The organism is Streptomyces sp. R44 (genome assembly GCF_041053105.1).
In the GTDB taxonomy this organism is placed as follows: Bacteria; Actinomycetota; Actinomycetes; order Streptomycetales; family Streptomycetaceae; genus Streptomyces.
Genome location: NZ_CP163444.1, coordinates 3,849,486 through 3,875,847, shown reverse-complemented (window position 1 = coordinate 3,875,847; position 26,362 = coordinate 3,849,486). Strand labels below are relative to the sequence as shown.

23 protein-coding genes and 1 rRNA gene are annotated in these 26,362 nt (G+C 72.2%); 13 read left to right on the top strand and 11 right to left on the bottom strand.

All coding sequences use genetic code 11. From position 1 onward, the window contains the following. Positions 1-44: 44 nt before the first annotated feature. The 6 genes from cseC to AB5J54_RS17805 all read right to left on the bottom strand — a co-directional run bounded on the left by cseC (position 45) and on the right by AB5J54_RS17805 (position 5,302). Positions 45-1,361, bottom strand: a complete 1,317-nt coding sequence (gene cseC, locus AB5J54_RS17830) for a two-component system sensor histidine kinase CseC (RefSeq protein ID WP_369144894.1) — start codon at positions 1,359-1,361, stop codon at positions 45-47. 9 nt (positions 1,362-1,370) lie between these two features. Next, entirely contained in the window at positions 1,371-2,072 is a 702-nt protein-coding gene (gene cseB / locus AB5J54_RS17825; RefSeq protein WP_369144893.1) for a two-component system response regulator CseB, read from the bottom strand. An 84-nt stretch (positions 2,073-2,156) separates the two neighbouring features. Then, positions 2,157-2,849, bottom strand: coding sequence for a hypothetical protein (locus AB5J54_RS17820; RefSeq protein WP_369144892.1), 693 nt, complete (start codon positions 2,847-2,849; stop codon positions 2,157-2,159). A 41-nt stretch (positions 2,850-2,890) separates the two neighbouring features. Beyond that, entirely contained in the window at positions 2,891-3,463 is a 573-nt protein-coding gene (locus tag AB5J54_RS17815) for a SigE family RNA polymerase sigma factor (RefSeq protein ID WP_369144891.1), read from the bottom strand. Positions 3,464-3,658: 195 nt separating this feature from the next. After that, positions 3,659-4,585, bottom strand: coding sequence for an A/G-specific adenine glycosylase (locus tag AB5J54_RS17810; protein ID WP_369144890.1), 927 nt, complete (start codon positions 4,583-4,585; stop codon positions 3,659-3,661). A 33-nt stretch (positions 4,586-4,618) separates the two neighbouring features. After that, positions 4,619-5,302, bottom strand: coding sequence for a phosphatase PAP2 family protein (locus AB5J54_RS17805; protein WP_369144889.1), 684 nt, complete (start codon positions 5,300-5,302; stop codon positions 4,619-4,621). A gap of 224 nt (positions 5,303-5,526) precedes the next feature. Here AB5J54_RS17805 and AB5J54_RS17800 point away from each other — a divergent pair, with 224 nt between their 5' ends. Beyond that, positions 5,527-6,366 carry a hypothetical protein gene (locus AB5J54_RS17800; protein WP_369144888.1) on the top strand — a complete coding sequence of 280 codons (840 nt, stop codon included), beginning with the start codon at positions 5,527-5,529 and terminating at the stop codon, positions 6,364-6,366. A 29-nt stretch (positions 6,367-6,395) separates the two neighbouring features. Here the strand turns inward: AB5J54_RS17800 and disA are convergent, their stop codons facing one another. Continuing rightward, entirely contained in the window at positions 6,396-7,454 is a 1,059-nt protein-coding gene (gene disA / locus AB5J54_RS17795) for a DNA integrity scanning diadenylate cyclase DisA (RefSeq protein ID WP_369149378.1), read from the bottom strand. Positions 7,455-7,672: 218 nt separating this feature from the next. Then, positions 7,673-9,079, bottom strand: coding sequence for a DNA repair protein RadA (radA, locus tag AB5J54_RS17790; protein WP_369144887.1), 1,407 nt, complete (start codon positions 9,077-9,079; stop codon positions 7,673-7,675). A gap of 173 nt (positions 9,080-9,252) precedes the next feature. Here radA and AB5J54_RS17785 point away from each other — a divergent pair, with 173 nt between their 5' ends. Then, positions 9,253-11,022, top strand: a complete 1,770-nt coding sequence (locus AB5J54_RS17785; RefSeq protein WP_369144886.1) for a hypothetical protein — start codon at positions 9,253-9,255, stop codon at positions 11,020-11,022. Here the strand turns inward: AB5J54_RS17785 and AB5J54_RS17780 are convergent. Further along, entirely contained in the window at positions 11,019-11,816 is a 798-nt protein-coding gene (locus AB5J54_RS17780; RefSeq protein WP_369149377.1) for a hypothetical protein, read from the bottom strand. The two genes, AB5J54_RS17785 and AB5J54_RS17780, sit on opposite strands and share 4 nt — an antisense overlap. Positions 11,817-11,947: 131 nt before the next feature. Here AB5J54_RS17780 and AB5J54_RS17775 point away from each other — a divergent pair, with 131 nt between their 5' ends. The 4 genes from AB5J54_RS17775 (at position 11,948) to ilvD (ending at position 16,566) form a co-directional block, all read left to right on the top strand. Further along, positions 11,948-12,880, top strand: coding sequence for a Ppx/GppA family phosphatase (locus AB5J54_RS17775; protein WP_369144885.1), 933 nt, complete (start codon positions 11,948-11,950; stop codon positions 12,878-12,880). Between the two features lie 147 nt (positions 12,881-13,027). Then, positions 13,028-13,891 carry a sugar phosphate isomerase/epimerase family protein gene (locus AB5J54_RS17770; RefSeq protein WP_369144884.1) on the top strand — a complete coding sequence of 288 codons (864 nt, stop codon included), beginning with the start codon at positions 13,028-13,030 and terminating at the stop codon, positions 13,889-13,891. Next, the gene (locus AB5J54_RS17765; protein WP_369144883.1) at positions 13,888-14,499 is read left to right on the top strand and encodes a TetR family transcriptional regulator; all 612 of its coding nucleotides are present in this window, start codon (positions 13,888-13,890) and stop codon (positions 14,497-14,499) included. Before AB5J54_RS17770 ends, AB5J54_RS17765 begins: the two co-directional genes overlap by 4 nt. A gap of 213 nt (positions 14,500-14,712) precedes the next feature. Next, positions 14,713-16,566 carry a dihydroxy-acid dehydratase gene (gene ilvD, locus AB5J54_RS17760; protein ID WP_369144882.1) on the top strand — a complete coding sequence of 618 codons (1,854 nt, stop codon included), beginning with the start codon at positions 14,713-14,715 and terminating at the stop codon, positions 16,564-16,566. Between the two features lie 80 nt (positions 16,567-16,646). Here the strand turns inward: ilvD and AB5J54_RS17755 are convergent, their stop codons facing one another. Beyond that, positions 16,647-18,815, bottom strand: a complete 2,169-nt coding sequence (locus AB5J54_RS17755; protein ID WP_369144881.1) for a protein kinase — start codon at positions 18,813-18,815, stop codon at positions 16,647-16,649. Between the two features lie 150 nt (positions 18,816-18,965). On the opposite strand from AB5J54_RS17755, the gene AB5J54_RS17750 reads away from it, so the two are divergent. From AB5J54_RS17750 to proC, 5 genes are all read left to right on the top strand, one after another. After that, on the top strand, positions 18,966-19,238 hold the full coding sequence (locus AB5J54_RS17750; protein WP_369144880.1) for an SH3 domain-containing protein: 273 nt from the start codon (positions 18,966-18,968) through the stop codon (positions 19,236-19,238). Positions 19,239-19,273: 35 nt separating this feature from the next. Beyond that, on the top strand, positions 19,274-19,768 hold the full coding sequence (locus tag AB5J54_RS17745) for a hypothetical protein (RefSeq protein ID WP_369144879.1): 495 nt from the start codon (positions 19,274-19,276) through the stop codon (positions 19,766-19,768). Between the two features lie 253 nt (positions 19,769-20,021). Then, positions 20,022-20,828, top strand: coding sequence for an ABC transporter ATP-binding protein (locus AB5J54_RS17740; RefSeq protein WP_369149376.1), 807 nt, complete (start codon positions 20,022-20,024; stop codon positions 20,826-20,828). Continuing rightward, complete coding sequence (locus tag AB5J54_RS17735) at positions 20,825-21,562, top strand: ABC transporter permease (RefSeq protein ID WP_369144878.1); 738 nt, start codon at positions 20,825-20,827, stop codon at positions 21,560-21,562. The genes AB5J54_RS17740 and AB5J54_RS17735 overlap by 4 nt, the downstream gene beginning before the upstream one ends. Positions 21,563-21,646: 84 nt before the next feature. Continuing rightward, a complete protein-coding gene (gene proC / locus AB5J54_RS17730) occupies positions 21,647-22,456 on the top strand; it encodes a pyrroline-5-carboxylate reductase (RefSeq protein ID WP_369144877.1) in 810 nt (269 codons plus the stop codon). 1 nt (position 22,457) lies between these two features. On the opposite strand, the gene AB5J54_RS17725 is transcribed toward proC, so the two are convergent. Further along, positions 22,458-23,048, bottom strand: coding sequence for a cysteine hydrolase family protein (locus tag AB5J54_RS17725; RefSeq protein WP_369144876.1), 591 nt, complete (start codon positions 23,046-23,048; stop codon positions 22,458-22,460). 74 nt (positions 23,049-23,122) lie between these two features. Here AB5J54_RS17725 and AB5J54_RS17720 point away from each other — a divergent pair, with 74 nt between their 5' ends. Both AB5J54_RS17720 and AB5J54_RS17715 read left to right on the top strand, forming a co-directional pair. Continuing rightward, the gene (locus tag AB5J54_RS17720) at positions 23,123-24,139 is read left to right on the top strand and encodes a GlxA family transcriptional regulator (protein ID WP_369144875.1); all 1,017 of its coding nucleotides are present in this window, start codon (positions 23,123-23,125) and stop codon (positions 24,137-24,139) included. A 635-nt stretch (positions 24,140-24,774) separates the two neighbouring features. Beyond that, positions 24,775-26,300: ribosomal RNA gene (locus AB5J54_RS17715) — 16S ribosomal RNA — on the top strand. Positions 26,301-26,362: the final 62 nt, after the last annotated feature.

Below are 26,362 nucleotides of genomic sequence, written 5' to 3'. Positions count from 1 at the left end.
AGAGGCGTGGGGCCGGTCCTGTCCAGGACCGGCCCCACGCGTCGTCACTCCGGAAGCCGCAGGATCGGGAAGCTGCCCGTGTTCGTCGGCGCGTGGTCCGGCAGCCAGAGCACCGCGATCGCGCCGCCCACCCCGCCCGGAGCCCCCTCCGCTGCCACGTTCCGGAAGGTCAGCCGGGCGCCGAGCACCCGGGCCTGACCCGCCGCGATCGTCAGACCCAGGCCGTGGCCCTGGCCCGCGCGGTCGCTCGTCCCCGTACGGAAGCGGCTCGGGCCCTCCTTGAGGAGCGCCTCGGGGAAGCCCGGACCGTGGTCGCGGACCCGGACCACCCGGCCCTCGACGGTGACCTCGACCGGCGGCTTGCCGTGCTTGGCCGCGTTGGCGAGGAGATTGCCCAGGACCCGCTCCAGGCGGCGCGGGTCGGTGTTCACCCAGGACTCGTGCACGACCCGGACCTCGACCTCCGGGTCCAGCGCCCGCACCCGCCGCTCCACGAACTCGCCGAGCGCGATCTCCTGGAGCTCGGCCCGCTCCGAGGCGCTGTCGAGCCGGGCCACCTCCAGAACGTCCTCGACCAGCGTCCGCATGGCCTGCGCCCGGTCCCGTACGAGCTCGGTCGGACGCCCCGGCGGCAGCAGCTCGGCCGCCGTGAGCAGCCCCGTGACGGGGGTGCGCAGCTCGTGCGCGATGTCGGCCGTGACCCGGCGCTCGGCCTCGATCCGCTCGTTCAGGGCGTCGGTCAGGGCGTCCACCGCCCACGCCAGGTCGTCCGTCTCGTCCCGTACGACTCCGCCGACGGCATCCCGCACCCGGACGTCCGTATTGCCCTGGGCCACCCGGCCGGCCGCGACGGCGGCCTTCCGCAGCCGCCGCGACAGCTGCCCGCCGATGAGCACGCCGAGCGCGCAGCCGCCGAAGACCACCGACACCGAGCCGATCACCAGGGCCCGGTCCAGATCGTTCATGATCGTCGCGCTGCGGTCGGCGAAGGGGATGTGCAGGGACAGCACGTCGCCGTTGGCGAGCGGCACGGCCGCCCACACGTCCGGCGGCCCGCCGTGCCGGTGCTCCTGCACATACGTCCCGCGCCGCTTGTCCCGCATCAGCTGGTCGAGCTGCGGCGGCAGCGCCGGATCGTTGATCTTCGTGCCGAAGCGGGGCTCCTTCGGCTTCGACGTCTCGTACATCCGCTGGGCGAAGAGCAGCCGCTCCATCTGCACCTCGCGCGCGTTGTCGAGCATCGAGATGCGGGCGGCGTTGTGCACGACGACGCTCAGGGTGACCGCGATGAGCGCGCCGACCGCCGCGATGGCGACGGCGATCTTCCAGCGGACCCCGGTACGGAGCGGAAACAGCTTCACCTGCACCGGCTAGCCCTTGAGCTTGTAGCCGAAGCCGCGCACGGTCTCGATCCGGTCCTGGCCGATCTTGGCGCGCAGCCGCTGCACATGGACGTCCACGACCCGGGTGTCCCCGCCCCAGCCGTAGTCCCAGACCCGCTCCAGGAGCTTGTCCCGGGACAGCACGGTGCCCGGCGCCGACGAGAACTCCAGGAGCAGCCGCATCTCGGTCGGGGTGAGCGCCACCGGCGCCCCGCCCCGACGGACCTCCATGCCCTCGGTGTCGACCTCCAGGTCGCCGAAGGAGAGCAGCCCGCCGGCGTCCGCAGACTCCTCGCTCTCACCGGCGCCCACCCCGCCCGCGTGTCCGAAGCGGCGCAGCACGGCCCGGATGCGGGCCATCAGGACCGAGCCGTCGAAGGGCTTGGTGACGTAGTCGTCGGCCCCGGCCTCCAGGCCGAGCACGACGTCGATCGAGTCGGCGCGCGCCGAGAGCATGATGACCGGCACGGTCGACTCGTCGCGGATGCGGCGGCAGAGGCTGACGCCGTCCATGCCCGGCAGCATCACGTCGAGGAGGGCGATGTCGGGCCGCTGCGCCCGGAAGGCGTCCAGGCCGGAGAGCCCGTCGGGCATGGCGGTCACCCGGAAGCCGTCCCGCTCCAGGGCGAGCTGGGTGGCCTCACGGATGACGTCGTCGTCCTCGACGAACAGGACATGGGTTTCGGCCATCGTGCGTGCCCTTCGGGGTCGGTGCGTTCTCTCGTGCCACGGCTCGGTCGGCCTCCCGGTCGGGTCGGCCTCCCGGTCCACGGCTCAGCCGGCGGGCGGCGCGCTCGGCGCGGGCTGCGTGCCTTCGCCGTCGCCGACGGCCTGGCTGTAGTCGTTGTGCACCCAGTCGTGCTGGGTGAACCTGTTGCCCGACCACCGGTAGGTGATCACGTCCTCGCCCGAGGGGTACGCGACGGGGTCGCCCTTCGCGTACACCTGCTTGGTGACGACGAGATCGCCCCGGTCGATCGTGGCGTAGACCGCCGCGTCCTCCGTCATGAACACGTTCTCGTACCGGTCGCTCTGCTTGCGGTAGACGTACGTGCCGATGCCGACGGCGTCACCGCAGGTCATCACGTTGACGACGACGTCGGGGGCGGGGGCGTTGGTGAGGTTGCCGTAGGAGGCGTCCACCGGGTACGCGTCCGCGACGCACGGCTTCAGATCGCTCTTGAACCGCTGCCCGATCTTCGGATCGGCCTTCAGGAGCGCGATCGGATCCACCCGTTCGGCCGACTGCGGTCCCGCGGTGGCGGAGACGGACGGCGTGGGCGCCGCGGCGGCGATCCCGTCGGTGCGGGCCGCGCCCTCGTCGCGGGAGCCGGTGCCGCCGGTGGAGCAGGCGGCCAGGGACAGCCCGACGGCGACGAGCCCGGCCGTCGCCGTGACGCTCGCCGCCTTGACGGTACGGCGCCGGCGGCGGCGGCCGGTCTCGTACCGGTCGTCGCCGCCGCTCACCCCGTGATGGTCCGCGTGTGATCTGCCGTCGGGTTCGCCGTCTAGGCCGCGCACCGCTCCCGCCCCCCTTCGTCACCTCGTACGGTCGCCCGCTCCCCGGTCCGCCCCAGGGCACGGGCGTCGAGGTCACGGCTCTCCAGCTCCTGGCGGAGCCGGGCGAGCGCGCGGTGGAGCGTCGACTTCACCGTACCGGTCGACATGCCGAGCGCCGCCGCCGTCTCCTCCGTGCTCATCTGCTCCCAGTGCCGCAGGACGACGACGCTGCGCTGCTTGGGCGCGAGGACCTTCAGGACGTCCATGAGGAGGGCGCGGTCGGCGTGCTGCTCGGTCGGGTCGTCGATGCTCGCGTCGGGCAGCTGCTCGGTGGGCACCTCTTCGAGCCTGCGGGAGCGCCACCACTCCGTCCGGGTGTTGATCATGACCCGGCGCAGGTAGGCGTCGGCGAGGGACTTGTCGGCGATGCCGTCCCAGCGGCCGTACGTCCGGGCGAGGGCCGTCTGGAGGAGGTCCTGGGCGTCGACGGGGTCGGCCACGAGACGGCGGGCGCTGCGCAGCAGCGCGTCCTGCCGCGTGCGTACGTACTCCTCGAAGTCGAGCACCTCGCCGTGCCTCATCCGAACCGCCTCCGATCCCCGTGACCTGCTTCGTTCCTCGTGTCGTCGATGACGCTACGGAGCGGTTGTCACGGGGCTGTGCGGGGCAGCCGTCGGTCGACGCACGGCTACCCATCGGTTGTGTAACAGCGGGGGAGGAGAAGGTTTCGGCGCCCTGTCCCGAGGAGAACGGGCCTCGGGAGCCCACCCGGCGGATCAGGACAGCGGGAGCCGGTACCGGCCGCCGTCCAGCGGCTCGACGAGACCGTCCGCGACCAGGCCGTCCAGGGCCCTGGCCCGCTGCACCGGCTCGTCCCAGACCGCGTCCAGGGCCGCCTGCGCCACCGGCTCCGCCGACTCCCGCAGTACGGCGAGGAGCCGGCCGCGCACCTGCCGGTCGGTCCCGGCGTACGTCTGGCCCCGCCGCGGCGGCCCGTCGTGCGCCGGCTTCCCCGACAGCCGCCAGGCGCACCGCTCGGCGATCGGGCAGCGCCCGCAGTCCTCGTTCTTCGCCGTGCACACCAGCGCGCCCAGCTCCATGGACGCGGCCGCCCAGCGGGACGCCGTCGACTCGTCCTCCGGCAGCAGCGCGCGGGCGAGCCGCCGCTCGGCGGCCGTGGTCGCGTTCGGCGGGTACTGGACGCCGGCTGCCGCCCGCGCGAAGACCCGGCGCACATTGGTGTCCAGGACGGCGTGCCGCTGCCCGTACGCGAAGGAGGCCACCGCCGCCGCCGTGTACTCGCCGATGCCGGGCAGCGCGAGCAGCTGACCGTGGTCACGGGGTACGTCGCCGTGGTGCCGTTCCGTTATGGCGACGGCCGCCGCGTGCAGCCGCAGCGCCCGGCGCGGATAGCCGAGCCGGCCCCAGGCGCGGACCGCCTCGCCGGGGGCCTCGGCGGCCAGGTCGGCCGGGCGCGGCCAGCGCGCCAGCCACTGCTCGTACACCGGGAGGACCCGGACGACCGGGGTCTGCTGGAGCATGAACTCGCTGACCATGACGCCCCAGGCACCGGCCTCGGGGCGGCGCCAGGGCAGGTCGCGGGCGTGCCGGTCGAACCAGGCGAGGACGGGCCCGTGCAGCTCGGCGGGGAGCGCCGGCGGGACGGGGGCCTCGGACGTGGGGGGAGTGTCGATGGAAGTCATGGCACCCCCGATCCTGGCACGTCCCCGGCGGGATCAGTACGCGCCGTGGCGTGCCCGCGAGCGCCGCTCGGAGCGCGCGGGGGCGTGCGCGGAGGCGTGCGCACTCGGCCCGCGCCCCGCGCACCACACCACGGACGCGTTGCGGCTCGACCGGGCCGTCTCCACCAGAGCCCGTACGGGCCGCTCCGCCAGCCGCATCACGAGGAAGGCGACCAGGGCGCCGACCAGCAGACCGACGGTCACGTCGTGCGGGTAGTGGACACCCACGAAGACCCGCGAGAAGGCCATGAGCAGCGCCATCGGCACGGTCAGCCAGACGATCCCCCGCCACGACAGGGCGAGCGCGATCGCGGCGGCGCCCGCGATGGCCGAGTGGTTGCTGGGGAAGGACCAGTCGCCGTGCGGCGGGCAGGCGACGAGCGAGACGGGCGCTCCGGCGACCGCCCGGCACGGACGCTCCTCGTCGACCAGCGACTTCAGGGCCTCGCTCACCACATAACCGAAACCGGTCGCGACCGGTGCGAGCAGCGCGAGCGCCATCGCCCGGCTCGACCCCTCCCGGGAGCGCCACCAGCCGGCGAGGAACAGCACGCCGAAGAGCAGCAGCCCGAGCTCCGTCCACACCTCGGCGAGCCACTGGAACCAGTGGGGCGTGGAGTGGGCGAAGTCGGCGACGTCGAGATACAGACGGTCGGAGAGGTCGAGGAGCGTGTTCATGGTGCATGACGCTAACCGGAATCCGGAGTCCGCCGCCCCGGGCCAACGGCCAGAGCGACCCCCGACGAAAGTGGGGGGCTGCGATTCGCGCCGGTTGCCTACGGTTTCCGGCGGGGTCGCGGGAAAAGTTCCCGGAACCCACGGATGTGATCATCGGCAAAACTTGAGGTCTCGGGCGGCGGGTGGGGCGGGAGTTGGGCCGGATCTCTCGTAAGGTTCGGGTCGTGGGATCTTTGCGCAATCCGGTCGGGCCGCTTCCCTCCACCATCTACTGGCGACGGAGGGCGGTGGCGCTGTGCCTCGTTGCGCTTCTCGCGCTGCTCGCCGTGTGGGCCGTCACCTCGGGTGACGGCGGCGGGAAGAAGGCGAACGACGCCGCCAACGGCTCGTCGCCGACCCCGCCCTCGATCACCCCGGGACCCTCCGGCACCGGCCCGGCGATCAGCCAACAGCCCGGCGGACGCGACGAGTCGGGAGACTCCGGCGCCAACGGCGGTTCCGCGGGCTCCGGTACGGACGACGGCGCGGGCGCCGACGCCGGTACGGACGCGGGTGGCGGCTCGACCACCGCGGGCACCGGCAAGAACGGCGACACCGACGGAGCCGGTGGCGACGGAGGCGCGGGCACCGGCGCGGGCCAGCAGGTCCCGGCCGACTCCCCGCTCCCGAACTGCCCTGCGGGAGCACTGCAGTTGACGCTCCGCACCAGCAAGCTCGCCTACGAGGCAGGGGAGAAGCCCCGCTTCCACCTCGTCGCCAAGAACACCTCGAACACCACCTGCAAGGCCGACTTCGGGCCCCGCAGCGCGGTTCTGACGATCAGCGACGACCGGGACGACGAGGTCTGGTCCACCGCCGACTGCCCGCGCCCCGGCGACCCGGTCCTGCTGCGCGTCCCCGCGCACGCCACCATCACCCACACCGTGGAATGGGACCGCGGCCGCAGCGCCCCGCAGTGCGCGAGCGCCCCGGCGGGCCAGGTCGGCCCCGGCACGTACCTGGCGGAAGCCACGATGCCGGGTACGAAGGTGCCCCCGGCCTCGTTCAGGCTCGCGAAGGACTGAGCGGTGCGGGCTGATCCGGAAGACAGGCCCTAGACGTACCGCTCCAGGATCGAGGACTCCGCGAGCCGCGACAGGCCCTCGCGGACGCTGCGGGCCCGGGCCTCGCCGACGCCGTCGACGGTCTGCAGGTCGTCCACGCTCGCCGCGAGGAGCTTCTGCAGCCCGCCGAAGTGCTCCACGAGTCGCTCGATGATCGCGCCGGGCAGCCGCGGCACCTTCGCCAGGAGCCGGTAGCCGCGCGGCGAGACCGCCGAGTCGAGGGTCTCCGGCGAACCGCTGTAGCCGAGGGCCCGCGCCACCACGGGAAGTTCGAGCAGCTCGGTGTGGGTGAGCGCGTTCAGGTCGGTGAGCGCCTCGGCGACCGTCCGCGAACGCTTCGCCGTCGGCTCCGGCACGTAGTCCCGGATCACCAGCTCGCGCTCCGGCTCCACGCCCGCGATCAGCTCGTCGAGCTGGAGCGAGAGCAGTCGCCCGTCGGTGCCGAGCTCGACCACGTACTCGGCGATCTCGGTGGCGATCCGGCGGACCATCTCCAGGCGCTGCGCGACCGCGGTGACGTCCCGGACCGTGACCAGGTCCTCGATCTCCAGGGCGGAGAGCGTGCCGGCCACCTCGTCGAGCCGGAGCTTGTACCGCTCCAGGGTCGCGAGCGCCTGGTTGGCGCGGGACAGGATCGCGGCCGACTCCTCCAGGACGCGGCGCTCACCGCCCACGTACAGCGCGATCAGGCGCATCGACTGCGAGACGGAGACGACCGGGAACTTGCACTGCTTGGAGACCCGGTCCGCGGTGCGATGGCGGGTGCCGGTCTCCTCCGTGGGGATGGAGGCGTCCGGGACCAGCTGCACACCCGCGCGGTGGATCTTGGTGATGTCCTTGTCGAGGACGAGCGCGCCGTCGAGCTTGCACAGCTCACGCAGGCGCGTGGCGGTGAACTCGACGTCCAGCTCGAAGCCGCCGGTGCACATCGAGTCGACCGCTTTGTCCAGGCCGAGCACGATGAGACCGCCCGTGTTTCCCCTGAGGATCCGCTCCAGGCCGTCGCGCAGCGCGGTACCCGGCGCGACCGCGCTCAGGGCGGCGCGCATCAGCGCTTCGGTGCCGTCCTTGGCTGCCACTGCACTCCTCCGGCTCGTACGGATGGGCGAGACCAGGGCAAAGTCTAGCGACACCACCCCGCGGGGGTTGTGGGCATGCGTTCCTCGGGGGTGTGGGGGTCCCCCCGGACGGAGTCAGGGGGAGGACGGGCGCCCCCGCCGGAACGGCTCCCCGTCCTGCGCCTCCGCCCCTAGGGGCGTGCCCTGTTTCAGTGGCCCGGCGTCTCCTGAGGCGCCTTCGCCCGACGGCTCCGCGGCAACACCCGGAGCGCGTCCCCCACGTCCCCCACCTCCGTCACCGTCATCCCCGCCGGCACCTTCCCCGGATCGCCCGGCACCAGCGCGTGCGTGAACCCGAGCCGGTGCGCCTCGGCGAGCCGCCGCTGCACCCCCGTCACCCGCCGCACCTCGCCCGCGAGCCCGACCTCGCCGATCGCGACCAGGTTCTTCGGCAGCGGGGTGTCGCTCGCGGCGGAGGCCAGCGCGAGCGCGATCGCCAGGTCGGCTGCGGGCTCGGTGAGCTTCACCCCGCCGACGGTCGCGCTGTAGATGTCCCGCTTGCCCAGCGCGCTGATCCGGCCGCGCTGCTCCAGGACCGCCAGCATCATCGAGACCCGGGAGGTCTCCAGACCCGACACCGTCCGGCGCGGGGAGGGGATCTGGGAGTCCACCGTCAGCGACTGCACCTCGGCGACGAGCGGACGGCGGCCCTCCAGGGTGACCGTCAGACAGGTGCCGGGCACGGCCACGTCGCGCCGGGTCAGGAAGAGCCCGGAGGGGTCGGCGAGCCCCGTGATGCCCTCGTCGTGCAGCTCGAAGCAGCCGACCTCGTCGGTCGCCCCGTACCGGTTCTTCACGCCCCGGACCAGGCGCAGCCGCGCGTGCCGGTCGCCCTCGAAGCTCAGCACGACGTCGACCAGGTGCTCCAGGAGCCGCGGGCCCGCGATGGCGCCGTCCTTGGTGACGTGGCCGACGAGGAGCGTCGACATGCCGCGCTCCTTGGAGGCCCGGATGAGGGCTCCCGCGACCTCGCGGACCTGGGCCATGCCGCCGGGCGCGCCGTCGATCTCGGGGGAGGCGACGGTCTGCACCGAGTCCATGATCAACAGGGAGGGCTTCACGGCGTCGAGGTGCCCGAGGACGGCGGACAGATCGGTCTCGGCCGCCAGGTACAGATGGTCGCTGAGCGCGTTGATCCGGTCGGCGCGCAGCCGGACCTGGCTCGCGGACTCCTCGCCCGTGACGTACAGCGTGCGGTGCTCGTCGCTCGACGCCTTGGCCGCCACGTCGAGCAGGAGCGTGGACTTGCCGACGCCGGGCTCGCCCGCGAGCAGCACGACGGCGCCGGGCACCAGGCCCCCGCCGAGGACCCGGTCCAGCTCGTCGACGCCGGTCGACCGGGCGGTCGCCTGCCGGCCGTCGACCTGGCCGATGGGAACCGCGGCGGTGGAGACGCGCCCCGCCGCGGTGGTCCGGACGGCGGGCGCGCCGTACTCCTCGACCGTCCCCCAGGCCTGGCATTCGGGGCAGCGGCCGAGCCACTTGGCCGTCTGCCAGCCGCACTCGGTGCAGCGGTAGGACGGCCGGTCCTTGGCGGTTTTCGTACGGGCAGCCATGAGCGACACCGTATCCGCCGCCACCGACAACGGGCCCTGGCCGTCCACAGGGGGAGCCCGCCGGCACCGGAACGCCGGGTTCCTGTCCCCTTTCGAGCGATACCTTCACCCGTAAGAATGAGAATGGAGCAACCGGTACGAAGAGTGCCCCCCGCCCTGCCTACGGTCACCCAGTGACGAGCAGCAGGCTGGAATCCCCCGCACGCACCACCGGCGCACACCGGGCGCACCGCGCCACGGACCAGGGACCGCGCACGCTCGGCCGGCGTCCCCCCGCCCGTTACGAGGCCGCCCTCGACGGCCTCTTCACGTACTGCCTCTCCGTGCTCTGCGACCACGACACGGCCACCGCCGTCCTCGGCGACGTCCTCGCCGTCGCCGAGCGCCACCACGGCCGCTGCCCCTCCGACGAGGACGGACGCACGGCCTGGCTGTACGCCCTCGCCCGCTGGGCCTGCCTGCGCAGCCTCGGCGAGCAGCGCCGCAAGCGACAGGGCGCCCACACCGGCCGCCCGGCCGTCACCGCCCCCGAGCCGCCCCGGGTCTCCGAGGAGACCGCCGAGCGCCGCCGCGCCGAGCTCGCCCAGCTCGCCTGGCCCGAGGCGGCCGGCACCACGCCCGAGCAGCGCGAGGCCCTGGAGCTCGCCGTGCGGCACGGCCTCAGCCACCGCCAGGTCGCCGCCGTGCTCTCCCTCGACCCGCTCGCCGCCCGCGAACTCCTCGCCACCGCCGGCTGCGAGGTCGAGCGCACCCGCGCCGCCCTCGCCGTCGTCGAGACCGGCAGCTGCCCCACCGTCGCCCGGCTCACCGGCGACCACCAGGTGCTCCTCTCGGCCGCCCTGCGCGCCGAACTCGTCCGGCACGTCGACGACTGCCCCCGCTGTCGCCGCGCCGCCGAGCGCGTCGGCGCCGCGGGCCCCTGGCCCGGCGCCTCGGCCCTCCCCGCGGACCGGCTGCCCCTCGTCGAAGCGCCCCGGGCCGCCGCGTACATGGCGATGCTGCACGTCCCGCGCGCGCGTGCCGGCGCCCCGCGCTTCGCGCCGACCGGCTTCCCCATGGACCCGAAGGACCACGTCGCCCGCCGCGACCGGATGCGGGCCCGAGCGGTGACCACCACCGTCGTCGCCGCCGTGGTCGCCGCCCCCGTCCTCGCCCTCTGGACCTCCTACCGCGGCACCCCGGACACGGACACCGCGGGCCACGACGGACGCAGGATCAGTGCGCGCGAGGCCGACGAACCGGTGGGCCCGGACGGCGACCGCTACGAGAACGCGGGAAACTCCCGCACCACCCCCGAGCCCCGCTTCACCCAGGGCAGCCGCGCCCCCGACGTCTCCGTCGAGGTCGTCAGCCCCGGCGGCCCCACCGGCCCGGCCCGGCCCGGCGAAGCCGCCGCCGGCTGGATCACCGTCGCCGCCACCGGCCGCGGCGACCTCACCGTGCTCACGCTCACCGCCTCCGGCGGCTCGCCCGTCGACTGGTCGCTGTGGACGGACGCCCCCTGGCTGTACGTGAGCCGGGCCTCCGGCACGCTCCACCCCGGCGAGAAGATCACCATCACCGTCCGCGTCGACCACGCCCGCGAACCCGTCGGCCCCTGGAGCGCGCGCGTGGGCGTGAACCCCTCGGGCGCGGAGGTGAGGATCGACGGCTACCGGCCCGCCAAGCCGCCGACCGGCCCGGTCATCACACCCCCGCCGGTCACGACGACGGAACCGACGACCCCGCCGACCAGCCCGCCCACCACGGAACCGACGACACCGCCCACGACCCCGCCCACGACGGAGCCGACGACCCCGCCCACGACCGAGCCCACGACCCCGCCGCCGACCACCGAGCCGACGACGGAACCGACCACCCCGCCCCCGACGACCGAGGAACCCCCGCCCACGACCTCGGACCCGGGCACGACCCCGCCGTCGACGGAGGGACCACCCTCCTAGGGGGCGGGATCCGCCGGATGCGGAGCCACCAGCGGCAGCTGCGAGGCGAGCCGCGCCTCGCACAGCCCGGCCAGGACCCCGTACGCCTCCTCGCCCATCATCTCGACCAGCTCCGGCCGGTACGAGACGTAGACCGGCTCACCGCCGACGTGCGCCGACGACGCCGTCGTGCAGTACCAGTGCAGGTCGTGACCGCCCGGACCCCAGCCGCGCCGGTCGTACTCGCCGATCGACACCTGGAGCACCTTGCTGTCGTCGGGGCGGTCGATCCAGTCGTACGTCCGCCGCACCGGCAGCTGCCAGCACACGTCCGGCTTGGTCTCCAGCGGCTCCCGGCCCTCCTTCATCGCCAGGATGTGCAGCGAGCAGCCCGCACCGCCCGCGAAACCGGGCCGGTTCTGGAAGATGCAGGACCCCTCCCAGCGGCGGGTCTGCCGGTCGCCGTCCTCGTCGAGCTGCACCCAGCCCGACTCCGCGCCGACGTCGTGGAACTGCCACAGCTCAGGGGTGAGCCGCGCCACGTGCTCCGCGACCCGCTTCTCGTCGTCCTCGTCGGAGAAGTGCGCGCCCAGCGTGCAGCAGCCGTCGTCGGCGCGCCCCTCCTGGATGCCCTGGCAGCCGTTGCCGAAGATGCAGGTCCAGCGGGAGGTCAGCCAGGTCAGGTCACAGCGGAAGACCTGCTCCTCGTCGGCCGGATCGGGAAACTCGACCCACGCGCGCGCGAAGTCGAGGCCCTTCTCGTCGGGCTCCTCGGCCTCGGCCCGCTTCTGCTTCCCGACCTTGACCGCCTTCACGGCCTTCGCCGCGTGCGCGGTCCTGGCCGCCTGCACGCCGCCGTCGCCGCCACGGTCTTTGTCCTGCTTCGCCTTCTTCGTCTTTGGCACAACACCAAGCGTATGTGGCTCCGCGCAGTAGCGTTCCGCCCATGAGACTCGGAGTCCTCGACGTCGGTTCGAACACAGTGCACCTGCTCGTGGTGGACGCCCACCCCGGCGCCCGGCCGCTGCCCGCCCACTCGCACAAGGCGGAGCTGCGGCTCGCCGAACTGCTCGACGAGCGGGGCGCGATCGCGCCCGACGGCGTCGAGCGGCTCATCGCGACCGTGCGGGACGCGCTCCTGGCCGCCGAGGACAAGGGCTGCGAGGAGGTGCTGCCCTTCGCGACCTCCGCGGTGCGCGAGGCCAGCAACGCCGACGCGGTCCTCGCGCGCGTGAAGGACGAGACCGGGGTCGACCTCCAGGTCCTCACCGGTGAGGAGGAGGCCCGGCTCACCTTCCTCGCCGCCCGCCGCTGGTTCGGCTGGTCCGCCGGCAAACTGCTCCTCCTCGACATCGGCGGCGGCTCCCTCGAAGTCGCCTTCGGCATCGACGAGGACCCGGACACGGCGGTCTCCCTCCCCCTCGGCGCCGGCCGCCTCACGGCGGGCTGGCTGCCCGGCGACCCCGCCGACACCGCCGACGTGAAGGCCCTGCGCCGCCATGTGCGCGCGCAGATCGCCCGTACGGTCGGCGAGTTCAGCCGCTTCGGCCGCCCCGACCATGTCGTGGCCACCTCCAAGACCTTCAAGCAGCTCGCCAGGATCGCCGGCGCCCCCGGCTCCGGCGAGGGCCTCTACGTCCAGCGGATCCTGTCCCGCAAGGCCCTGGAGGAGTGGGTCCCGCGCCTCGCCGCGATGACCGTGCCCGAGCGGGCCGCCCTGCCCGGCGTCTCGGAGGGCCGCGCCGGACAGGTCCTCGCGGGCGCGCTCGTCGCGGAGGGCGCGATGGACCTGCTCGGCGTCGAGGAGCTGGAGATCTGCCCCTGGGCCCTGCGCGAGGGCGTCATCCTGCGCCGCCTGGACCACCTGCCGGAGCACTGACGGCAACGGTCCCGCAGCACTGCCGGCAACAGTCCCGGAGCACGGGCCGGGCACGGCCGGGAGCACCCGCGAGCCGCGTCACGTACGGGCCCGGGCGTGACCGGAACCACCCCCCGGCCCCCCGGCCCGCCCCGTACGCTGTTCCCCGTGGCAGAACCAGTGGTGCGCATCCCGGATGCGAAGGTCGCCCTGTCGACGGCCTCGGTCTATCCGGAGTCGACGGCGACGGCCTTCGAGATCGCCGCGCGCCTCGGGTACGACGGCGTCGAGGTCATGGTGTGGACCGATCCGGTCAGCCAGGACATCGAGGCGCTGCGCCGGCTCTCGGACTACCACCAGGTCCCGATCCTGGCCGTGCACGCCCCCTGCCTCCTCATCACCCAGCGCGTCTGGTCCACCGACCCGTGGGTCAAGCTCCAGCGCGCGCAGGCGGCGGCCGAGAAGCTCGGCGCGTCGACGGTCGTCGTGCACCCGCCGTTCCGCTGGCAGCGCCAGTACGCCAAGGACTTCGTGACCGGCATCTGGCGGATGGCGGACGAGACGGACGTCCGGTTCGCCGTCGAGAACATGTACCCGTGGCGGTACAAGGACCGCGAGATGCTCGCGTACGCCCCCGAGTGGGACGTCACCAAGGACGACTACCGGCACTTCACCGTCGACCTCTCGCACACCGCGACCGCCCGCACCGACGCCCTCGCGATGATCGACCGCATGGGCGACCGGCTCGGCCACGTCCACCTCGCCGACGGCAAGGGCTCAGCCAAGGACGAGCACCTCGTCCCGGGGCGCGGCACCCAGCCCTGCGCCGAACTTCTGGAGCGGCTCGCGCTCACCGGCTTCGACGGGCACGTCGTCATCGAGGTCAACACCCGGCGCGCGATGTCAGCCGCCGAACGCGAGGCCGACCTCGCGGAGGCCCTCGCCTTCACCCGGCTCCACCTCGCCTCGCCGGCCGCGCGCCCCGCCCCGGGCACGGCCGCCCGCCCGACCGAACGGGCCCCCCGCCCATGACCGACCCGGCCCCGCGCCGGCGCGGCCGCCCGTCCCGTACCGAGGAGGAGAGCGGTCCGGGCGCGCGGACACGCATCCTGGAGGCGGCCCGCGCCCAGTTCGCCGAGCGCGGCTACGACAAGGCCTCGGTCCGCGGCATCGCCAAGGCCGCCGGGGTGGACCCGGCGCTCGTGCACCACTACTTCGGCACGAAGGACGAGGTCTTCGCCGCCGCCATCGAGGTCTCCTTCGAGCCCACGGCCGTCGTCCCGGCCATCCTCGGCGGCCCCCGCGAGGCCATCGGCGAACGGCTCGCGCGCTTCTTCATCGGCGTCTGGGAGAACCCGGCGTCCCGCGCCCCGCTCCTCGCGATCGTCCGCTCCGCGCTCACCCACGAGGCGGCGGCCAAGGTGCTGCGGACCTTCGTGCTGCGCCGGCTCCTGGAGCGGATCGCGGCCGAGCTCGACGTACCGGACCCGGGCTTCCGCGCGGAGCTGGCCGCCTCCCACATGATCGGGATCGTGATCATGCGGTACGTGATCCAGGTCGAGCCGCTGGCCTCGGCGGACCCGGAGCGGATCGTCGAGCAGGTGGCCCCGACCCTCCAGCGCTACCTGACCGAAGCCTGACCCCGAGCGGGCGACCGTCAGAACCCCGGCCCCGAGCGGGCCGACCGTCCGAAGCCCGACCCCCCGCGCCGGCCGACCGTCCGAAGCGGGCCCCCGGTCGGCGGACCGTCCGAGACCTGAACACCCGTCCCGAATGTCGGACACCATGTCCGGATCTTGGAGCGTCGGCGTACGCTCGAATGCAAGCACACCCATCACGAGGAGCGAGCGACGATGCCCGAGCTGAGGTCCCGCACTGTCACCCACGGCCGCAACATGGCGGGCGCCCGCGCCCTTATGCGCGCCTCCGGTGTACCCGGCGCGGACATCGGCCGGAAGCCCATCATCGCCGTGGCCAACTCCTTCACGGAGTTCGTCCCCGGCCACACCCACCTCCAGCCGGTCGGCCGGATCGTCTCCGACGCCATCACCGCCGCCGGCGGCATCGCCCGCGAGTTCAACACGATCGCCGTCGACGACGGCATCGCCATGGGCCACGGCGGCATGCTCTACTCCCTGCCCTCCCGCGACCTGATCGCCGACAGCGTGGAGTACATGGTGGAGGCGCACTGCGCCGACGCCCTGATCTGCATCTCCAACTGCGACAAGATCACCCCCGGCATGCTGATGGCGGCCCTCCGCCTCAACATCCCGACGGTCTTCGTCTCCGGCGGTCCGATGGAGGCCGGCCGCGCGGTCCTGGTCGACGGCACGGTCCGCACGCTCGACCTGGTCGACGCCATGTCCGACGCCGTGAACCCCGAGATCTCGGACGAGGACATGCTCCGGATCGAGGAGAACGCCTGTCCGACCTGCGGATCCTGTTCCGGCATGTTCACCGCCAACTCGATGAACTGCCTGACCGAGGCCATCGGCCTCTCCCTCCCCGGCAACGGCTCGCTGCTCGCCACCCACACCGCCCGCAAGGGGCTGTACGAGGACGCGGCCCGCACGGTCGTCGACATCACCCGTCGCTACTACGACGAGGACGACGCCTCCGTCCTGCCGCGCTCGATCGCGACCCGAGCCGCCTTCGAGAACGCCATGGCCCTCGACATCGCCATGGGCGGCTCGACCAACACGATCCTGCACCTGCTCGCCGCCGCCCAGGAGGCCGAGGTCGACTACGGCCTGCCGGACATGGACGAGGTCTCCCGCCGGGTGCCCTGCCTGTCGAAGGTCGCCCCGAACGTCGCCAAGGACCGCACGTACTACATGGAGGACGTGCACCGGGCCGGCGGCATCCCGGCCATCCTCGGCGAGCTGTACCGCGCGGGCCTGCTCAACGAGGACGTCCACTCCGTCCACTCCCGCTCCATCAAGGAATGGCTGGACACCTGGGACGTGCGCGGCGGCGCCGCCTCCGACGAGGCCGTCGAGCTGTTCCACGCGGGCCCCGGCTGCGTCCGCTCCGCGACCGCGTTCTCCCAGTCCGAGCGCTGGGAGGCCCTCGACGTGGACGCGGCCGGCGGCTGCATCCGCGACGCCGCCCACGCGTACTCGAAGGACGGCGGCCTCGCCGTCCTGCACGGCAACCTCGCCGTCGACGGCTGCGTCGTGAAGACCGCCGGCGTCGACGAGTCGATCTGGACCTTCGAGGGCCCGGCCGTCGTCTGCGAGTCGCAGGACGAGGCCGTCCAGAAGATCCTCCTCAAGGAGGTCAAGGAGGGCGACGTCGTCGTCATCCGCTACGAGGGCCCCAAGGGCGGCCCCGGCATGCAGGAGATGCTCTACCCCACCTCGTACCTGAAGGGCCGCGGCCTGGGCAAGGCGTGCGCGCTCGTCACCGACGGCCGCTTCTCCGGCGGCACCTCGGGCCTCTCCATCGGCCACGCCTCGCCGGAGGCGGCCTCGGGCGGCACGATCGCGCTCGTCGAGGACGGCGACCGCATCCGCATCGACATCCCGAACCGCTCGATCGAGCTGCTCGTCGACGACGAGACCCTCGCGGCCCGCCGCGAGGCCCTCGGTGGCGTGTACGCGCCGAAGAACCGTGAGCGCAAGGTGTCGGCGGCGCTGCGGGCGTACGCGGCGATGGCCACGAGCGCCGACAAGGGCGCGGTCCGGGACGTGACGAAGCTGGGCTGACCCCGGCAGGGAGACGCACGACGGAGGGGAGCGGGCCCGGAGCCCGCTCCCCTCCGTCGTACGTACGTGTCAGTCGGCCTTCACCAGGACGCCGGGTCGCGCGCGTCCACCGCGAACACGGAGCCGTCCGGCGCCGTCCCGAAGACCCGGTCCCCGGCGACGAGCGGCGCGGGCACCAGGGGCGCGTACCCGAGGCGGCCGTTCTGCATCCGGGGCCTGGTCTGGCCGATCATCGCCCCGCGCGCGGTGTCCACAGCGATCAGTCGGCCGTCCTGGACGGAGAAGTACAGCCGGTCGCCCGGTCCGAGGACCGGCGTGGAGACGTTGCCCGCGGCCGTCTCCAGATCCCACAGCACCCGGCCCTTCGGCGCGGCGGTGTCGACGGCGGTGAGGCGCCCGGCCGCGTCGAGCAGATGGACGACGGCGCCGCGCACGGCCATGCCCCGGAGGTCGATCCGGTACGGCAGGTGCACCTTGCGCACGGGGGCGTCGTCGCCGTCGCCGGGTCCGACGAGGACCAGGGAGTCGACGAGCGTGGACTGGTAGAGGGACGCGAGGACGAGCGTGCCGTCGCCGCTGCGGCCCAGCGGGTCGAGGTCGCCGTCCAGGTTCCACTGCCGGACCAGCTCGCCGGTGGCGGGCCGGATCGCGCCGACCCGCGTGCGCGTCCCGTCGAGGGAGCTCTCGGACACCGTGAGGAGCCCGGACGGCGCGTCGTACGACCCCAGGAGGGGGGCCGTGAAACCGGTCAGGCCGTGCCGCCACAGCTCCTTGCCGCTCCGGGCGTCGATCGCCCGGATGCCGCCGACGCCGTCGGCCAGGACGACGGCGGTACCGGCCGGCCGGTACACCTCGGGGAGCTTCCCGCCCGCGGTCCAGCCGGGCGTGCCGTCGCCGGCCGCGTACGCCCGCAGGGGAGCCGTCGGATCGGCGGCCCCGACCAGTCCGTCCGCGAGGAACACGGGGGCGTCCGGGGTCTCCTGCACGGGCGCGGTCCGCGACCAGAGGATCTGCCCGGTCACCGGGTCGAGCCGGGCGATGCCGATGCCCCGGGCCGCGCAGTACAGCGCGCCCGCGTCGTGGGCGCAGGCGGGCGCGGCCGCCGGGCCGTGCTCCTGGAGCGGGGTGTGCCAGCCGGCGAAGGAGGTGGCCACCTCGTCCGGGCGCGTGGGGGTCTCGGGCCCGCGGTCCGCGGGCCGGCTGAGTGCCGCGTACAGGCCGGCCGCGGTCAGCGCGAGCGCGGCGGCGACGGCGATCGTCGGGCGCGGCCGGATCCGCCCGCCGAAGCGCGGCCGGCGGAGGGGCGGGGCCGGCGTGGCGGCCCGTACGGGCGTGTCCGCGTCCCACGCGGGCGCGGGGCCGCTGTCGCCCTCCGGCAGGGAAGGCCGCCGCCGCTGTGCCGGTATGAAGGCGTCGGCCGCGTACGAGGGAGGCAGCAGCGCCTGCATGATCTGGGCCGGGGTCGGCCGCTCGACCGGCTCCTTGGCGAGGCAGCGGGCGACGAGCGGCGCCAGGTCCGCCGGCACCCCCGTCAGGTCCGGCTCGTCGTGGACGACCTGGTACGCCACGATGTACGGGCTGTCCGAGTCGAACGGACCGTGCCCGGTCGCCGCGTGCACGAGCACCGAGCCCAGCGCGAAGACGTCCGCCGCCGGCCCGACCTCGCGCGGCCGCTGGAACTGCTCGGGCGCCATGAACGGCGGCGAGCCGATGAGCTTGCCGGTCTCCGTGTGCAGATCGCTGTCGACGGGCCGGGAGATCCCGAAGTCGATGACCTTCGGGCCGGTGTCGGTCAGCAGGACGTTGCTGGGCTTGAGGTCCCGGTGGACGACCCCGGCCCGGTGGATGTCGCGCAGCGCCTCCGCGAGCCCGGCGGTGAGCCGGCGCAGTTCGGCCGGGGACAGCGGACCGTTCCGCTTCACCTGGTCGGCGAGGGTGGGGCCGGGCACGTAGAGGGTCGCCATCCAGGGGCGTACGGCATCGGGGTCGGCGTCGACGACCGGCGCGGTGAAGGCCCCGCTGACCCGGCGGGCAGCCGCGACCTCCTGGCGGAAACGCGCCCTGAACTCGGGGTCCTCCGCATACCGTGCGTGCACGACCTTGACCGCGAGCCGCAGCCCGGAGGCGGAGGACGCGAGGTGCACGACGCCCATGCCGCCGGCCCCCAGACATGCCTGGAGGCGGTAGTCGCCCGCGTATTCGGGCTCCTCCGCTTCCCGGTCGGCACCGGTACCGCGCAACGGTGGCATCGCCCACCCCCGTGAGTCCCCGTCACATCGCGCGCACGTGCGCGCGAACACGCCGGAGCCTAGTCCATGGCACCCGCGATGTCGGTGGGGCTTGCTAGCCTGCGCGTCGCGGAGAGTGAAACTCGGCGGGGCGCTTTTGCGCCACCGTTCGTGCCACAGGGGGAGGACACCATGACCACGCGCTACGAGGTCGCACCGGGGTACCGGGTCAACGTGCGCTCGGGACCGAGCACCAAGTACCCGATCGTCCGGGTCCTGGCGCAGGGAGTCACCGTCGCCATCCAGTGCCAGAAGTACGGCGAGTGGGTCAGCGGCCCGTACGGCACGACGAACATCTGGGACAGCATCGCGCCGGGCGAGTACGTCTCCGACGCCTACGTCCACACGGGCAGCGACAAGATGGTCGCACCGCGCTGCATCTGAGCCCGCACCACCACCGCCCGGGGATAATCGACCCTGTGAGCGACGAAGAGCAGACGAAGACCGGACCGCAGCCGGAGGAGATCCGCTTCTTCGGCACGACCTGGGTCGACCACAGCGGCCACTACGCACTGCGCCGCGCCGGCCTCGCCGCCGGCGCGCTCGCCGCCGCCGTCGCGGCCTGCTTCGTGCTGCGCTTCGCCTACGAGGGCCTGCAGATCGCCGACGTCGGCGGCATCGTCAACACGCTCGTCGTCCTCATGTTCGCCATCTGCAGCGCCATCGCCTTCGCCAAGACCTGGGAAGGCTTCGTCCGCCGCCCGGCCGACCCGGCCCGCGAGGAGTCCCTCCGCAGCCTGAAGGCGATCGGCTTCATCGGCGCCCTCCTCGCCTACGCGGCCCGCTGCCTCGTAGAGGCCCCGGGCGAAAAACTGCACCGCACGGAGCACGAGACGGCCGTGGCGCAGTACGAGAAGCGCCGCAACACCCGCACGGGCAACCCAGCAACCCGCAAGAAGCCGAAGCGCAAGTAACACCTTGCCCACCCCCGTGTGGACAATCGTCCCGCTGGGGCGTGTGGGTCCCCCCTGCTAGAGAGAAGCCGAGAGCTTGGGGGGAGGGTGGGCACACGGGACGGCGCGCCCAGCGGCGCCTCCGCGTTCCGCGCCCGAACCCGCACCACGAGCGCGGCGCGATTCCGCACTCCCGCAGCCCACCGACGGCAGCCCACCGACCCCGCCCAGGTCCTTGACGCCCCGCACCCCCAGCCCCACTATTCATCGCATGATGAATAACCCGGCGGGCGAGGCCACGGACACGCCGGCCATCACCGCCCAGAACCTCACCGCCACACGAGGCGACCGCCAGGCCCTCCGTGGCATCGACTTCACCGTCCCCACCGGCCAGGTAACCGGCCTCCTCGGCCCCTCCGGCTGCGGCAAGACCACCCTCATGCGCGCCATCGTCGGCACCCAGGCCAAGATCACCGGCACCCTCCAGGTCCTCGGCCGCCCCGCCGGCGACCCCACCCTCCGCTCCCGCATCGGCTACGTCACCCAGGCCCCGTCCGTCTACGACGACCTCACCGTCCGCCAGAACCTCGACTACTTCGCCGCCGTCCTGCTCCCCGGCCGCGGCCGGGAACACCGCCACGACCGCCGCGCCGCCGTCGACCGGGCCATCGAGGACGTCGACCTCGCCGACCACGCCGGCTCCCTCGCCGGCAGGCTCTCCGGCGGACAGCGCAGCCGCGTCTCCCTCGCCGTCGCCCTCCTCGGCACCCCGGAACTCCTCGTCCTCGACGAGCCCACGGTCGGCCTCGACCCCGTCCTCCGCCGCGACCTGTGGAACCTCTTCCACCGCCTCGCCGCCGACCGCGGCACCACCCTCCTCGTCTCCTCCCACGTCATGGACGAGGCCGAGCGCTGCCACCGGCTCCTCCTCATGCGCGAGGGCGAGATCCTCGCCGAGGACACCCCCGACGACCTCCGCCGCCGCAACGACACGGCCACCGTCGAAGAGGCCTTCCTGCACCTCGTGGACGCGGCGAACACCCGAGCCGCCCGAACCGCCGCCCACCAGGAGCGACCGTGAACGCGAACCGCACCCTCGCCACCTCCGCCCGCGTCCTGCGCCAGCTGCGCCACGACCCGCGCTCGATCGCCCTGATGCTCCTCGTCCCCTGCCTGATGCTCTTCCTGCTCCGCTACGTCTTCGACGGAAGCCCCCGCACCTTCGACAGCATCGGCGCCTCGCTCCTCGGCATCTTCCCGCTCATCACGATGTTCCTGGTGACCTCCATCGCCACCCTCAGGGAACGCACCTCCGGCACCCTGGAACGCCTCCTCGCCATGCCCCTCGGCAAGGCCGACCTCATCGCCGGCTACGCCCTCGCCTTCGGGCTCGTCGCCGTCCTCCAGTCCCTCCTGGCCACCGGCCTCGCCCTCTGGTTCCTCGGCCTCGACGTCATCGGCTCCCCGTGGCTCCTGCTCCTGGTGGCCCTCCTCGACGCCCTGCTCGGCACCGCCCTCGGACTCTTCGTCTCCGCCTTCGCGGCGTCCGAGTTCCAGGCCGTCCAGTTCATGCCGGCCGTGATCTTCCCCCAGCTCCTGCTCTGCGGCCTGTTCACCCCGCGCGACCGCATGGCCCCCGCCCTGGAGGCCCTCTCGGACGTCCTCCCCATGTCGTACGCCGTCGACGGCATGAACGAGGTCCTCCACCACCCCGACATGACCCCCGACTTCGTCCGCGACGCCCTCGTCGTCGCGGGCTGCGCCGTCCTCGTCCTCGGCCTCGGCGCCGCCACCCTCCGCCGCCGCACCGCCTGACCGCCCCTCGGACACCCCACGCACCCCGGGCCCCACCGGTGAAAGGATGTCGAAAAGGCCCCCTCCGGCGAGGTGAACAGACCCATGACCCAGACCGTCGCAGTCCTCGGCACCGGCAAGATCGGTGAAGCGCTCCTCAGCGGCATGATCCGCGCGGGCTGGCGCCCCGCGAACCTCCTGGTCACCGCCCGCCGCGCCGAACGCGCCGAGGAACTCCGCACCCGCTACGGCGTCGAGACCGTCACCAACGCCGAGGCCGCCAAGCGCGCCGACACCCTCATCCTGGCCGTCAAGCCCCAGGACATGGGCCGGCTCCTCGACGAGCTCGCTCCCCACGTCACCGCGGACCGCCTGGTCATCAGCGCGGCGGCGGGCATCCCCACCTCCTTCATCGAGGACCGCCTCACCGCCGGCACCCCCGTCGTCCGCGTCATGCCGAACACCCCCGTCCTCGTCGACGAGGGCATGTCCGTCATCTCGGCCGGCAGCCACGCCACCCCCGAGCACCTCGCCCACACGGAGGAGATCTTCGGCGGCGTCGGCAAGACCCTCCGCGTCCCCGAGTCCCAGCAGGACGCGGCCACCGCCCTCTCCGGCTCGGGCCCGGCCTACTTCTACTTCCTCGTCGAAGCCATGACCGACGCCGGCATCCTCCTCGGCCTGCCCCGCGCCCAGGCCCACGACCTCATCGTCCAGGCCGCCATCGGCGCCGCCGTGATGCTCCGCGACAGCGGCGAGCACCCGGTCAAGCTCCGCGAGGCGGTCACCTCCCCGGCCGGCACCACCATCAGCGCCATCCGCGAACTGGAGAACCACGGCGTACGGGCCGCCCTGATCGCCGCACTGGAAGCGGCCCGCGACCGCAGCCGCGAGCTCGCCTCCGGCAACAGCTGACCTAAGCGGCCGCGGCCGCACCCTTCAGCACGTCCTCCGTGGTCACGACCCGGGCGAACCGCCCGCCGTGCAGCGACACCGCCGTCGCCCGGGTCAGCTCCTCCGCCGTCTGCGCCCAGCCGAACGGCCCGGCCAGGTCGAAGGTGTGCATCGCGTCCAGCGGGAACAGCACGTCGTACCCGAGGTTCCCGCCCATCCGGGCGGTGGTCTCGTTGCACATGTTGGTCTGGATCCCGACCACGACGAACTGCCCGACCCCCGCCCCCTTCAGCCAGGCATCCAGATCCGGCTCCCCGTAGAAGGCGGAGTTCACGGACTTCGTCACGAACAGCTCCGGGCCGGACCCCTTCCCCCGCCGCTCCTCGACGAAGTCCTTGAACTCGTTCCCCTCGGTCCCCGGCTCCAGCGGCGAACCCGCCTGCAGCGAGTCGTGCCGTACGAAGACGACCGGACGCCCCGTCTCCTGCCAGGCATCGATCAGAGCCGCGATGTTCGCCTCGGCCTCAGGGTTGTTCCGCCGCCCCCAGAACTCCTGCTCGAAGCCCTTCTGCACGTCGACGACCACCAGCGCTGCGTTCTCGTTGATCTCCATGACAACGATCCTCCCGCCGGAGACAGCCGGCTCCCAGAGGTACGAAAGCCAGCGATCGATGCTTTACTGCCAAGGTGTCACGGACGCCGCCACCCCACCGCCAACGCATCGCGCTCCTCGCCTTCCCCGGCATCAGAGCCTTCGACATCTCCGTCATCACCGAGGTCTGGGACAGCGACCGCACCCTCCGCGGCGTCCCGCCCTTCGAACTCCGCCGCACCGCCACCGACCCGCACACCCCCATCCCCCTGCGCGGCGGCCTCACCCTCACCCCCGACCGCCCGCTCAGCTGGCTCGACGACCTCACCCCCACCGACCTGGTCGTCGTCCCCGGCATCGAGGACCCCTACGCCGACCTCCCGGACCCCGTCCTCGACGCCCTCCGCCGCGCGCACACCGCCGGCATCCCGGTCGCCTCGCTCTGCGCCGGCGCCTTCGTCCTCGCCCGCGCGGGCCTCCTGGACGGCCGCCGAGCCGTCACCCACTGGCACCTGGCGAGCACCCTGGCCGCCCTCCACCCGTCCGTCCAGGTCGAACCGGACGCCCTCTTCGTCGAGGACACCGGCATCTGGACCTCGGCCGGCACGGCAGCGGGCATCGACCTCTGCCTCCACCTCGTCCGCACCGCCCACGGAGCCGAAGCCGCCGCCACGGTCGCCCGCTCGATGGTCACCGCCCCCTTCCGCACGGGGACCCAGGCCCAGTTCATCGAGCACCCCACACCCCGCGCCGACCGGGACGCCGACGCCCTCGCCGCCGTACGCGCCCACGCCCTGGCCCACCTCGCCGAACCCCACACCATCGCGAGCCTGGCCGCACTCGCCGGCATGTCCCCCCGCTCCTTCGCCCGCCACTTCCAGGCGACGACGGGAACGACCCCCCTCCACTGGCTCATCACCCAGCGCGTCGCGGCAGCCCAGAAGCTCCTCGAACGGACCGACCACCCCCTCCCCGAGGTGGCCCGCCGAGCGGGCTTCGGCAGCGAGGTCACGATGCGCCAGCACTTCGCCTCCCACCTGGGCACCAGCCCCCGCGACTACCGCCACGCCTTCCGTCACCCGAGCAGAGGAACCCCCACGGACCAGGGTTGACACGGAACCCCCCGATCCGTAAGGTTCTCCGAGTTGTCCGACGTGAGCACCGACTCCGGTCGGCCCCGGACAACCATTCCGCAAGATCCACAGAAACAACCGGCGCTTTGTCGTGCCGTCATGCTTTCCGTGCGTTTTTGCGAAATGAGGAATCCGCGTTCGAAGGTTTGAGCGCAGCCCCCTCGATTAGCGTCGAGGGCAGGGAATCCACTAAAGTCTCACTCGTCGGAACGGCCCAACAGCCGGAAAGACAAGCCCCCTGACTGGGAATCAGACACCGCGAGGATCTGATAGAGTCGGACAAGCCGGAAGGGCCCGGAGCGAAAGCAAAAGGGACCGGAAAGCACCGAGGAAATCGGATCGGAAAGATCTGATAGAGTCGGAAACGAAGGAAGCGCCCGGAGGGCCTGGAAACAGGAACGAAGGAAGCGTCCGCACCTTGAGAACTCAACAGCGTGCCAAAAATCAACGCCAGATTAGTTGATACCCCGTCCATCTTCGGATGGTCGAGGTTCCTTTGAAAAAGTCCACCCCTCGGGGTGGCACACTACAGCGAGGACGCTGTGGACGGTCGGCCATATTCCGGCATGACCGTCCCGCTCAACGCGAGTGTCTGACCCGATTACGGGTAAACATTCACGGAGAGTTTGATCCTGGCTCAGGACGAACGCTGGCGGCGTGCTTAACACATGCAAGTCGAACGATGAAGCCCTTCGGGGTGGATTAGTGGCGAACGGGTGAGTAACACGTGGGCAATCTGCCCTTCACTCTGGGACAAGCCCTGGAAACGGGGTCTAATACCGGATACGACTGCGGGAGGCATCTCCTGCGGTGGAAAGCTCCGGCGGTGAAGGATGAGCCCGCGGCCTATCAGCTTGTTGGTGGGGTAATGGCCTACCAAGGCGACGACGGGTAGCCGGCCTGAGAGGGCGACCGGCCACACTGGGACTGAGACACGGCCCAGACTCCTACGGGAGGCAGCAGTGGGGAATATTGCACAATGGGCGAAAGCCTGATGCAGCGACGCCGCGTGAGGGATGACGGCCTTCGGGTTGTAAACCTCTTTCAGCAGGGAAGAAGCGAAAGTGACGGTACCTGCAGAAGAAGCGCCGGCTAACTACGTGCCAGCAGCCGCGGTAATACGTAGGGCGCAAGCGTTGTCCGGAATTATTGGGCGTAAAGAGCTCGTAGGCGGCTTGTCACGTCGGGTGTGAAAGCCCGGGGCTTAACCCCGGGTCTGCATCCGATACGGGCAGGCTAGAGTGTGGTAGGGGAGATCGGAATTCCTGGTGTAGCGGTGAAATGCGCAGATATCAGGAGGAACACCGGTGGCGAAGGCGGATCTCTGGGCCATTACTGACGCTGAGGAGCGAAAGCGTGGGGAGCGAACAGGATTAGATACCCTGGTAGTCCACGCCGTAAACGTTGGGAACTAGGTGTTGGCGACATTCCACGTCGTCGGTGCCGCAGCTAACGCATTAAGTTCCCCGCCTGGGGAGTACGGCCGCAAGGCTAAAACTCAAAGGAATTGACGGGGGCCCGCACAAGCAGCGGAGCATGTGGCTTAATTCGACGCAACGCGAAGAACCTTACCAAGGCTTGACATATACCGGAAAGCATTAGAGATAGTGCCCCCCTTGTGGTCGGTATACAGGTGGTGCATGGCTGTCGTCAGCTCGTGTCGTGAGATGTTGGGTTAAGTCCCGCAACGAGCGCAACCCTTGTCCTGTGTTGCCAGCATGCCCTTCGGGGTGATGGGGACTCACAGGAGACCGCCGGGGTCAACTCGGAGGAAGGTGGGGACGACGTCAAGTCATCATGCCCCTTATGTCTTGGGCTGCACACGTGCTACAATGGCCGGTACAAAGAGCTGCGATGCCGTGAGGCGGAGCGAATCTCAAAAAGCCGGTCTCAGTTCGGATTGGGGTCTGCAACTCGACCCCATGAAGTCGGAGTTGCTAGTAATCGCAGATCAGCATTGCTGCGGTGAATACGTTCCCGGGCCTTGTACACACCGCCCGTCACGTCACGAAAGTCGGTAACACCCGAAGCCGGTGGCCCAACCCCTTGTGGGAGGGAGCTGTCGAAGGTGGGACTGGCGATTGGGACGAAGTCGTAACAAGGTAGCCGTACCGGAAGGTGCGGCTGGATCACCTCCTTTCTAAGGAGCACAGTACCGATTGCAGGCAAACGTTCTGCACGGTCAGCTCATGGGTGGAACGT